The organism is Schwartzia sp. (in: firmicutes), assembly GCF_978017985.1.
Genome location: NZ_CDXDFU010000047.1, coordinates 1 through 9,958 on the forward strand (window position 1 = coordinate 1; position 9,958 = coordinate 9,958).

Sequence of the window (9,958 nt, forward strand, 5' to 3'; positions counted from 1 at the left end):
GGGTTGGGAAGTAGGCGCAAGCTACACCTTCGCACCGAATATTCTCGGAACGGTACGTTACTTCAGCGGCAAGCGCATTTCTCTTGAGAACGGCGTATCCGACCTCAACCGTTCTGCCCTCTTTTCGGAGCTTACATTCTTCTTCTGATTCTTTCATGTTTACGAAGCAAACAAAACGTGCTATAATACTTTTCGTATCGTAAGGGAAACCCCTGATTCAAACGACCCCTTGCGTGAACTGTCGGGGCGTAGCGCAGTTTGGTAGCGCGCTTCCTTGGGGTGGAAGAGGTCGTGGGTTCAAATCCCGTCGCTCCGACCATTTAGCGGTTTGAGAGGCTTTTGCTTACGCAAAAGCCTCTTTTTTATTGCAGGAGGAATTTGCATGACAAAAGAGAAACTTCCACATATTCATATCCTTGCCATGGGCGGAACCATAGCAGGAAGCGCCGCTCACGCGGATGAGACCGTCGGATACCGTGCAGGCGCTATCGGTATTGATGAGCTTTTGAAAGCAGTCCCTCAGATAACGGACATCGCAGAAGTTACCGGCGAAACCGTCGCTGCCATTGACAGCAAAGATCTCACAGAAGAACTCATGATAAAGCTCGCTCACCGCGCAGAGGAATGTCTCAGCGACGATTCCATTGACGGTCTTGTAATAACCCACGGCACAGATACCCTGGAGGAAAGCGCTTTCTTCCTGTCACTGACGATAGCTTCACCGAAGCCCGTCGTATTCACGGGAGCCATGCGCCCGGCAACGGCTTTAAGCGCTGACGGCCCATTGAATCTTCTCAACGCCGTTCGTACAGCCGCCTCTCCTGACGCCAGGGGATATGGCATTCTGGTGGTTCTGAACGATACAATTCACAGTGCAGCCGACGTGACTAAATGCGACACTTCCCGTGTCGATACCTTCCGCTCGCCAAACCGCGGAGAGCTAGGCCGCATCACGGGAAGTCAGTTGCGATTTTTCGCTCCGCCTTCCTCTGCTCCGGGCCGCGGCACCTTTTCAATTCCTTCCGAAGCTCTTCCCGAGACAGCTATTCTGTACGGCCATGAAAATGAATCCCGTTTCCTCGTAGATGCCCTGATTGAAAAGAACGTGAGCGGTATCGTTTATGCGGGCAAAGGTATGGGAAGCATTTCCGAAGCAGTCCTTCCCGCGCTGCGAGAGGCTCAGGAACATGGCATCGTTGTTGTACGCGCAAGCCGCACAGGGGCAGGAGCCGTTATTCCTACGGCAATTTATCCTCTGCCGTTCATTGCCTCAGGAACACTTGTCCCACAGAAAGCACGCCTCCTGTTACAACTTTTATTAGCAAAAAAGATGAATCCGAATGAAATTCAACATGTATTCAATGCATATTGAACAAATGTCTATTGTAATTAACACTCTACCATGATAATATAATGAATTAGTTAAAGAACCTGCCTCTCTTTGACGGCAGGTTCTTTTTGCACATAAACCGGAGGTCATGATTTTCTATGAAAAAAGAACCAGTAAACACGCAGGAAACACTTGAGGAGCGCAAAGCTCAGGAGCTCCTTGAGGAAAACGATGCCGATTCACGTATGCGCATCTATACGGGGATTACAGAAAAGCTCATCGTCGTTCTGCTCTGCGTATGGACGGCTTTTCAGCTTTACTTTACAACCCTCGGTGCAATCAGCGCCATCAATCTGCGCGCGTTTCACTGTATTTTCCTTTTGCTCTTTACTTTTCTTCTTTTCCCCACCTATAAGAAGGAAAAACGCCGGCGCGGTTTTCCGCCGATTTGGGATTTTGCCTTTATTGCGGTATCCGTCGGAAGTTTTATGTATCTTATTCTGAATTACACCCGAATCGCCCAGACAGGCGGACGTGTAACTGATATGGAGCTTGCTATTGCGGCAGCGGCTCTTGTATGTGTGTTTGAAGCCGCACGGCGCGCATCAGGAAACCTTGCCATTCTTGCGCTTGTTTTCCTCGCCTATAACTGGTTCGGTGCTTATCTTCCGGGTTATCTCGGTCACAACGGTTTTACCCTGAAGCGCATTCTCGTGACCCAGTTCTGGGGAACACAGGGCGTTCTCGGCACAGGTATCGGTGTATCTGCAACGTATATTTTTCTCTTTGTCCTTTTCGGAGCATTCCTTAAATACAGCGGTTTTTCCAAGTTCATCAATGATTTTTCCCTGACTCTAGTCGGTCAGACCTCGGGCGGCCCTGCAAAGGTTGCAGTTGTTGCCTCGGCTCTTCTCGGCATGATTAACGGTTCCGCTATCGCGAATGTCGCGACGACAGGAACGATTACCATACCTCTTATGAAGCGTACAGGCTACAAAAAAGAGTTTGCCGGTGCCGTTGAAGCGGTAGCATCAACGGGAGGTCAGTTCTGCCCTCCTATCATGGGTGCAGTCGGCTTCGTCATGGCTGAGTTCCTGAATCTTTCCTATGCAAAGGTCATGGTCGCCGCAATTGTTCCCGCTCTGCTTTATTATGTGGGACTTCTTCTCGCGGTACATTTCGAAGCGAAGCGGCTGGGTCTTTCGGGGCTTTCAAAAGAGAATATCCCTGATGCAATGGTCGTTCTCAAGGAGCAGGGCCATCTCGTCCTTCCGCTTGTATCTCTTATAGGCATGATGTTTGCAGGATTTACCCCTCTTTACGCTGCCGTGCTTTCGATTTTCGTAACAATCGCCGCAAGCTGGCTCAGAAAAGAAACGAGAATGACTCCGTCCATAATTCTTCAGGCAGTTATCGAAGGCTCACGCAGCGCGATTTCCGTAGGTGTATGCTGCGTTATCATCGGTGTAATCATCGGAACAGTCACCCTTACGAGCATGGGCCTCAACATGGGGTATCTGATTCTCTCTCTCATTGACAACGGAAACATCTACATGACAGGTCTTCTCGTAATGGTCATGTCATGTATCCTCGGCATGGGCGTTCCGGGTGTTGCTGCCTACGTCATTGTGCAGGCAGTGGCTGTTCCTGTTCTTATCAAGGCAGGAACAATCCCCATCATTGCCCACATGTTTTGTCTCATATACGCCTGCCTCTCAAATATAACTCCTCCGGTAGCCATGAGCGCGTACGTGGCTTCGGGCATTGCAGGCTCTGACCAGACTAAAACAGGTATATGGGCAGTACGTCTCGGTCTCATCGGATTTTTGATTCCGTTTTTCTTTCTGGACAACCCGATTCTTTTGATTGGTGTTGACCCCAACGCTACGGCGGCTGCGACTCTCTGGACGCTTGCTTCTGCCCTCCTGGGTACAGCCTCCCTCGTCATGGGTCTTGAAGGCTGGATTTTCAGTCAGGCATCAATACTTGAACGTCTGCTTCTTATCGGAGCGGCCCCGTTCCTGCTTTTGCCCGGTCTTTCCACGGACTTCGTAGGAATCGGTCTTTTCGCCGCGGTTTTCATTTTCCAGTTCATACGCTGCCGCCGCAACCAAACGTCCGCAGCTGAATAACCACCATATCAAAGGAGGAATTACCCCATGAATTTCAAATCCCTGAAACGTGCCGTATCCGTATCACTCGCGGCGCTGTTCGTCGCCGGTGCTGTTGCCGGCTGCGGCGGCGGTGAAAAGAAGGACGCAGGCTCGGCACAAAAACCGGCTGCAGGCCAGACCGTAAAAATCAATTTCCCGACAGCTTCCGCATCGGGCGCGCTTTATGCAGTAGGCGCTGCCATCACAAACATGTGGAACCAGAACGTTCCGGGTGTTAATGCGGCAAGCCAGGCTTCCGCAGGCGGTATCGCAAACCTCGGAATGGTTGCGGACGGCGAGGCTCAGATTTCTATCGCCATCAGCAGCAACTGCTATCAGGCGCTGAACGGAACTGACAGCTTCAAAGACCATGCATTCAAAGACCTCAAGGCTATCGCAGGTCTTTACATGAACCCGAATCAGGTTGTTGTAACCAAAGCTTCCGGCATTTCTTCCCTTGCTGACGTCAAGGGCAAACACTTCGCGGTTGCGTCCGCAGGCTCAAGCGTTTACAACGAATGCCAGACACATTTCACCGCAGCAGGACTCAACTTCCCTGACGACATGAAATGCGAATACATCACCTTCACAGATGCCGCTGATATGCTCCAGAACGGAAGCATTGACGGCGCATGGATTATGTCCGGTGCTCCTGCTTCCGCAGTTTCGCAGGCTCTCACCGCGAACTGCACTCTCGTCAGCATTGACGATAATGTCATGAAGGCTCTCAAGGATAAATATCCATGGTATGCTTCGTACACGATTCCTGCAGGAACATACCCGAATCAGGATAAGGACGTAAAAACCTCTGCAATCAAGATGGTCATGTTCACACGTGCCGACATGCCTGAGGAAGTTGTTTACAAGCTCACGAAGGCATTCTGGGAACACATCGACGAACTCGGTGCTTCGCAGAAGAACCTCAAAGGGCTGAAGCCTGCTGATGCGGTCAAGGATATCGCAAACCTCCCGCTGCACCCGGGCGCAGAAAAATATTATAAAGAAATCGGCGTACTGAAATAATTTCACGCAAAGAAAAAATCCTGTCGCAGCCTTTCAACTGTGACAGGATTTTTTATGTCATTATTTATGCACGGGCAGAATCGGAATCATTCGAGGAATCCTCCGAAATTTCTTCTTTGCCCTTTCCAAGTACTGTTTTACTGAACAATGTCAGTGTCGTAAGGAATACCAGAAGGCCGAGCCATTCAGCCGTATCCGCGAAGTCCTTGCCCACAAGGGCAAGCGGTGTATCGCTGCCGCCGCCTGTGACGGAAACAACAATAATACCTGCAAGCACAACGCCTACGAGAGACTCGCCGACTATAAGACCTGAAGCGAAGAGCGTGCCTCGGCGTTTTCCTGCCTCAAGCCCTTCCTCGCCCTCAGTTTCCTTCAGGTGCTTGTTGAGGAAGTACCCAAGAATAGCACCGATAACGAGAGGAGTCTGTACGGAAGGCGGGAGATAAATTCCCATACCAACCGCAAGCGGAGGCAGACACATAAAGCGCGTACGGCGTTTCAGAATCAGGTCAATAATAACCAGAAGCACGCCAAGACCTATTCCAAGGAAAATATATTCCCATGCAAGCTTATTGGAAAAAATTCCCTGAGCGATTGTGGTCATAAGGCCGGCCTGCGGAGCTGCCAGAGCCTGCGACGGGTCCATATCCGCGCGGGGCAGGGCACCTGTAAAGCCATAAGCCTCATAGAGAAGATTCAGTACAGGAGCGATTACGAGAGCGCCGACCATGCAGCCCAAAAGAAGCGCAACCTGCTGACGCCACGGAGTTGCTCCGACCATGTAGCCCGTCTTGAGGTCCTGCATATTATCATTTGAAATGCAGGCAATCGCAAGAATAATCGACGTCATGAATATCGCCGTTGCCGTAGCAAATTTTTCTCCTCCCGGAATCTCAAAAATTCCGAAGGAAGAGCACATGGCATACATGACGAGAGATGCCACGATTATGCCTATGATACCGATACCCGAAATCGGGCTTGAGGACGTTCCGACGAGGCCTGCCATATAAGCACATGCCGCCGCAACGAAAAATCCCATGAGCACCGCAACACCTACACCCACAAGAACAAACGCAATATTCTGTTCAGCAGGAAGCCCCTGCGGACTCACAAAGGCGTAGAAAATACCAAAGAGACCGATAAGTGTCGCAAGGAATACAAGTCCCGTGCTCTTAATGGACATATCAATATCCATACGGTGCTTTGCCTGCTCGGCCTGCGGCATACGTACAGCCGCAAGGGATTCCTTTACACCGTCGATAACCGGCTTCGCCATGGTAATAAGCGTCCATATAGCCGCCACTGCCATTGCACCGGCACCTATAAGACGGACACGGTCCTGATAAACGGAGCCAGCAAAGGCCTGCATTGTCATTCCCGCAGGTGCAGCCTCAGTCATAGTATAAAAAGGAACGAAGCCTGCCCATGCGATGAGAATACCCACGAGCATAGCAATTCCGCTTGCAAGACCGATCAGATACCCCGCACCGACGAGAGCTGTGGAATATCCCACAGGAAACTGTGTCATTCCGCTTCCGATGCGGAACCACAGCGAAAAGCTGTCAGTCAGGAGCTGGAATCCGCTGGAGCAGAGTGCCACAAATCCTGCAACAAATCCGCCGGAAAAGATTTCCTTGAGCCCGCTTGACTCTCCCTTTTTCTTCTTCGTGCTGCCGACCTTAAGAATCTCAGCCGCTGCAACACCCTCAGGATATGTAAGGTCGCTGTGTACGACCATGGCGCGGCGCAGCGGAATCGTGAAGAGCACTCCAAGACAGCCTCCGCATGCCGAAACGAGCAGTGTCTGCCAAAACTCAAAACCATGCCAGTAGCCTATCATAAGCATACCCGGAATGATGAAAATAATGGCCGAAAGCGTGCCCGCTGCCGACGCCTGCGTCTGTACCATGTTGTTCTCGAGGATATTTGAATCCTTTGCCATCTTCAACACAGCCATGGAAATGACCGCCGCCGGAATCGCCGAAGAAAAGGTCAAACCGACCTTAAGTCCGAGATATACGTTCGATGCGGTGAAAATAACGGTCAGAATCGCACCGAGCACCATACCCCGGACAGTGAGCTCAGGCAGACGAAGCTCGTGCTGCATAAACTCGTTTTGTTCTTTATTCATTTGTAAATCCCCTTAGAATATGATTACAACGCAGGAAACGGTCCCGCGTCACGCTGCCCTCCTTTCGATTTCAAGGAAGCAATGATTAAGTCAAAATACTTATTCAATGATTCCTTAACACAACGTCCTACATTATAACATAGACAAGGACATTCGTCCAAAGAAAAAAGACGTTTCAATGAGATGAAACGTCTTTCATTCATAATTCGTAATGCTTTTCTTCAGCAAATACGAGGTACAAGCCCGCCCATAGGCATCTCAACAATCCGAATTCCGCCGAACTCTGTCCTGAGTCCAACCTGCCCCGGTGCTTCCTCGGTCGTGTGACCGAGAACACAGGCATGTTTTCCATACTCGTTGCCGTGCATAACCTCGAGAATTTTTTCTGTATCCTTATGGGGTACAATCGTAATCAGCTTGCCCTCGTTTGCAAGGTACAGCGGGTCAAATCCCAAAAGCTCGCAGACACCGCGGACCTCTTCGCGTACAGGAACAGCGTCCTCATCAAGAAGAATACCCACCTTAGCCTGATTTGCAAGCTCGTTCAAAACCGCAGCCGCGCCTCCGCGTGTCGGATCGCGCAGTACTGCGATATCAGGAGCCGCAGTAAGCATAGCCTTTACAAGATGATTCAGCGGTGCAGCATCACTTTTTACTGCCTCCGGTAATGTCATACCGTGACGCTGGCCCATGATTGTTGCCGCATGGTCGCCGAGATATCCGGACACGATGACGTCCATACCCGGCTTCACATTAAGAGGGGAAATATCCGTACCCTCTATGATGTTGCCGACTCCGGCGGTGTTAAGGTATACGCCGTCGCCCGCGCCGCGTCCCACAACCTTGGTATCACCCGTGACAATACTGATGCCTGCCTCGTCTGCAGCCTTGCGCACATCAGTGAGCACTCGTTTCAAATCCTCAACCGGAAATCCTTCCTCCAGAATCATACCCAGAGAAAGATATTTTGCTTCCGCACCGGTCATGGCAAGATCGTTAACCGTGCCGCAGACCGCCAGCCGTCCGATGCTTCCACCCGGGAAAAACATTGGCTGAACCACATAGGAATCCGTCGTGAATGCAATGCGTCCGCTCACGGAAAGCTGAGCGCCGTCATGAAGCCCGTTCAGAATAGGATTTCCGAGGATAGGAAGAACAACCTCCTCCATAAGTTTTGCGCTCATGCTGCCGCCGGCGCCATGTGAAAGCTGTATCTCATTTTCCATACAGAAATTTCCCTCCTCCGTATTTATACCACGCTGCGCAGACACCCTCTACCGAGACCATGCAGGGACCTATGGAATGCTCCGGCACACACGCCTTGCCGAAAAGCGGGCAGTCATGAGGTGTAACTTTTCCGCTCAGCACCTCTCCGCAACGGCATGCCGTGTGCTTTTCAACACGCGGGATATCCATCGGACGGACCGCCGTGATATCATACCCCTGCCATTCCTTTTTTACGCGAAGCCCGGATAAAGGAATCATCCCCAAGCCGCGCCACTCGCTGTCCGCAGGCTCATAGACCATATCAAGTATTTTACGTGCCGCGGGATTTCCCTCCGCGCGCACGACTTTTCCGTATTCATTGAGCACCTTTGCCTCACCGCTGACCGTCATCTGCGTCAGACGGTAAATAGCCCTGAGAATTTCCAGCGGCTCGAACCCGGCAACTACCCCCGGAAGATTGTACTCCTCCGCCAAAAAAGCAAAATCATCTGTGCCCGTAACTACTGCCACGTGCCCGGGCAGCAGAAATCCGTCAATACGCATTTCAGGGTCAGCCAAAAGGCTTCTCATGGCAGGAGGGACGAGCTTCTGTGCCGAAAGCACATAAAAGTTTTCAATCCCCTGCTCCTTTGCCGCAATTACAACGGCAGCTGCCGTAGGCGCCGTAGTCTCAAAGCCGACGGCAAGGAAAATAACCTTTTTATCGGGATTTTCCTTTGCGATAGGAAGACTGTCGAGCGGTGAATAAACAACGCGGATATCCGCGCCCTCCGCCATCGCCTCGCTGAGGCTGGAGCGGCTTCCCGGAACCTTCAGCATATCACCGAAGGTCGTAATGATGACATCCTCCTGCTTCGCATACTCAATCGCCGTATCCATATAAATATCAGGCGTAACGCATACAGGGCAGCCCGGTCCCGAAACGAGCTCAACGCTCTCCGGAAGAATCTGGCGAAGCCCCGCGCGGAATATGGACACGGTATGAGTTCCGCATACCTCCATATATCTCACGGGACGTCCTAGCTTTTCACTGTTCTTTTTTATACCCTCAAGAAGCTCACGCCCAAGAACATGCAAATCCACTTTTTCCGTCATGGCACAATCCTCGATGATGCCCGTTCATTCTCCGGCAGCTCACCCATAGTACGTTCAGCACCGTTCATCTCAGCCCAGAGTGCTTCCGTTTCCGTGACATCCTGTTCCGTCACAATCTGCATGGCAAAGCCTGCATGGACGAGCACATAGTCTCCAACCTTCGCCTCCGGCAGAAGCATGATACTTGCAGGGCGCTGTACCCCGCGTACCTCTACTGTTGCCATCTGATCTTTTATTTCAATTACCTTTGCAGGAACTGCAAGACACATATTATACTCCTTATCCTTTACGCGGCTTCGGGCTTACTCCCCACGCCGCAAGCTCCTTTAATGCCATGTCGCAAAGCTCCGGGACACACGCCTGAAGCGTCGGCGTGAGATCCATGCCTGCTTCAATATCCTCCGGAACTGCGCCGATAACCACTGTCTCCGGCATATCATGACCGCCGATTTTATAAACCGTCAGAACGTCCTGAATGCCTATCTCATGCGCAGAAAGCTTTTCATTGAAATGGTCCGACACACTGTCGCCTGCGAAACGATAAACCTTGCCCGGCTTTTCGCCTGCAACTGCATCAATGACCAGAAGCTTTTTCGTCCCCGTGACGAATCGCAAAAGCTCCATGCCAAGGGTGCCGCCGTCCAAAAGCTGAACATTGTCAGGCCACTCATACTGCTCCTGCAGCGCCTCAACAACGCGCACACCAAAGCCCTCATCCTTCAAAACAATATTGCCGACACCGAGAATCGTAATCTCCGGCGCGGAAATCGGGTCTATCTCGCTCACTTTGCGGCCTCCTTTGCTTTCTTTACCTGCGCGCGAAGCCAATCCAGCCAGGCATCAATTCCCTCGCCGGTGCGGGCAGAAACAGAAAGCACCGTAACTCCCGGGTGAATCGTCGTGATATCCTCCACAGCATTCTCCACGCTGAAGTCCGTATATGGAAGCAAATCCACCTTGTTAAGAATAGCAAGAGAAGATTCCTTGAAAATCAAAGGA

Annotated in this window: 8 protein-coding genes, 1 tRNA gene and 1 pseudogene; 4 read left to right on the forward strand and 6 right to left on the reverse strand. The window is 51.3% G+C overall.

Annotation, left to right across the window (positions count from 1 at the left end; translation table 11 throughout):
* The first annotated feature begins 242 nt into the window (after positions 1-242).
* The 4 genes from ACY69O_RS02230 to ACY69O_RS02245 all read left to right on the forward strand — a co-directional run bounded on the left by ACY69O_RS02230 (position 243) and on the right by ACY69O_RS02245 (position 4,506).
* Positions 243-319: transfer RNA gene (locus tag ACY69O_RS02230), tRNA-Pro, on the forward strand.
* 9 nt (positions 320-328) lie between these two features.
* Positions 329-1,372, forward strand: coding sequence for an asparaginase (locus tag ACY69O_RS02235; protein WP_462331841.1), 1,044 nt, complete (start codon positions 329-331; stop codon positions 1,370-1,372).
* A gap of 116 nt (positions 1,373-1,488) precedes the next feature.
* Positions 1,489-3,462 (forward strand): TRAP transporter permease, encoded by a 1,974-nt coding sequence (locus tag ACY69O_RS02240; RefSeq protein ID WP_462331842.1) that lies wholly within the window; start codon positions 1,489-1,491, stop codon positions 3,460-3,462.
* 27 nt (positions 3,463-3,489) lie between these two features.
* Positions 3,490-4,506 (forward strand): TAXI family TRAP transporter solute-binding subunit, encoded by a 1,017-nt coding sequence (locus ACY69O_RS02245; protein WP_462331843.1) that lies wholly within the window; start codon positions 3,490-3,492, stop codon positions 4,504-4,506.
* Positions 4,507-4,570: 64 nt separating this feature from the next.
* On the opposite strand, the gene ACY69O_RS02250 is transcribed toward ACY69O_RS02245, so the two are convergent.
* The 6 genes and pseudogenes from ACY69O_RS02250 to ACY69O_RS02275 all read right to left on the reverse strand — a co-directional run.
* Positions 4,571-6,637, reverse strand: a complete 2,067-nt coding sequence (locus ACY69O_RS02250) for an OPT family oligopeptide transporter (RefSeq protein ID WP_462331844.1) — start codon at positions 6,635-6,637, stop codon at positions 4,571-4,573.
* Positions 6,638-6,858: 221 nt separating this feature from the next.
* Complete coding sequence (gene hypE / locus ACY69O_RS02255; RefSeq protein WP_462331845.1) at positions 6,859-7,863, reverse strand: hydrogenase expression/formation protein HypE; 1,005 nt, start codon at positions 7,861-7,863, stop codon at positions 6,859-6,861.
* Positions 7,853-8,959, reverse strand: coding sequence for a hydrogenase formation protein HypD (gene hypD / locus ACY69O_RS02260; protein WP_462331846.1), 1,107 nt, complete (start codon positions 8,957-8,959; stop codon positions 7,853-7,855). Before hypD ends, hypE begins: the two co-directional genes overlap by 11 nt.
* Positions 8,956-9,228 (reverse strand): HypC/HybG/HupF family hydrogenase formation chaperone, encoded by a 273-nt coding sequence (locus tag ACY69O_RS02265; RefSeq protein WP_462331847.1) that lies wholly within the window; start codon positions 9,226-9,228, stop codon positions 8,956-8,958. The genes hypD and ACY69O_RS02265 overlap by 4 nt, the downstream gene beginning before the upstream one ends.
* 10 nt (positions 9,229-9,238) lie before the next feature.
* A complete protein-coding gene (locus ACY69O_RS02270) occupies positions 9,239-9,745 on the reverse strand; it encodes a HyaD/HybD family hydrogenase maturation endopeptidase (RefSeq protein WP_462331848.1) in 507 nt (168 codons plus the stop codon).
* Positions 9,742-9,958 (reverse strand): annotated as a pseudogene (locus ACY69O_RS02275) (hydrogenase nickel incorporation protein HypB); the annotation flags it as partial. The pseudogene ACY69O_RS02275 and the gene ACY69O_RS02270, both read right to left, overlap by 4 nt.

Bases quoted from the DNA above. Each gene is read 5' to 3' on its own strand.
- ACY69O_RS02245 (WP_462331843.1), top strand. From the start codon at position 3,490: ATGAATTTCAAATCCCTGAAACGTGCCGTATCCGTATCACTCGCGGCG.
- ACY69O_RS02265 (WP_462331847.1), bottom strand. From the start codon at position 9,228: ATGTGTCTTGCAGTTCCTGCAAAGGTAATTGAAATAAAAGATCAGATG.
- ACY69O_RS02240 (WP_462331842.1), top strand. From the start codon at position 1,489: ATGAAAAAAGAACCAGTAAACACGCAGGAAACACTTGAGGAGCGCAAA.
- ACY69O_RS02250 (WP_462331844.1), bottom strand. From the start codon at position 6,637: ATGAATAAAGAACAAAACGAGTTTATGCAGCACGAGCTTCGTCTGCCT.
- hypD (WP_462331846.1), bottom strand. From the start codon at position 8,959: ATGACGGAAAAAGTGGATTTGCATGTTCTTGGGCGTGAGCTTCTTGAG.
- hypE (WP_462331845.1), bottom strand. From the start codon at position 7,863: ATGGAAAATGAGATACAGCTTTCACATGGCGCCGGCGGCAGCATGAGC.